1 protein-coding gene is annotated in these 845 nt (G+C 65.7%); it reads right to left on the reverse strand.

Translation table 11 applies throughout. The features are described from left to right. Positions 1-845 (reverse strand): DEAD/DEAH box helicase (locus tag AC1D00_RS43380; protein ID WP_477014963.1); only part of this gene is annotated, 845 nt, incomplete at both ends.

An 845-nucleotide genomic window follows, 5' to 3' on the forward strand; every position in this document is an offset into this window, starting at 1 on the left:
GGCCGACGCGGCCGCGGAGCTGATAGAGCTGGGCAAGGCCGAACATGTCGGCGCGATGCACGATCAGCGTGTTGGCGTTGGGAATGTCGAGACCGGATTCGACGATCGTGGTCGACAGCAGGATGTCGAACTTGCCGTCGTAGAACGCGGTCATGATGTCCTCGATCACGGCGGGCGGCATCTGCCCGTGCGCGACCGCGACCTTCATCTCCGGCACGTTCTTGTCGAGAAAATCCTTGACCTCGGCGAGGTCGTCGATGCGCGGCACGACGTAGAAAGCCTGGCCGCCGCGATAGCGTTCGCGCAGCAGCGCCTCGCGGATCATCAAGGGATCGTGCGGGGCGACGAAGGTGCGCACCGCAAGGCGGTCGACCGGGGGCGAGGCAATGATCGAGAGCTCGCGGACGCCGGTGAGCGCCAGCTGAAGCGTGCGCGGGATCGGCGTCGCCGACAGCGTCAGCACATGCACCTCGGAGCGAAGCGCCTTCAGCCGTTCCTTGTGAGTGACGCCAAAATGCTGCTCCTCGTCGACGATGACGAGGCCGAGATCGCGGAACTTGATCGCCTTGCCGAGCAGCGCGTGGGTGCCGACGACGATGTCGACCGAGCCGTCGGCGATGCCCTTCTTGACCTGGTTCAGCTCCTTGGTCGGGATCAGGCGCGAGGCCTGCGCCACGTTCACCGGAAAGCCCTTGAAGCGCTCGGTGAAGGTTCTTGCGTGCTGGCGCGCCAGCAGCGTGGTCGGCACCACGACAGCGACCTGCTTGCCTTCGAGCGCCACGGCAAAGGCGGCACGCAAGGCCACCTCGGTCTTGCCAAAGCCGACGTCGCCGCAGATCAAACGG

It is taken from the genome of Bradyrhizobium sp. P2_E8 (assembly GCF_056403875.1).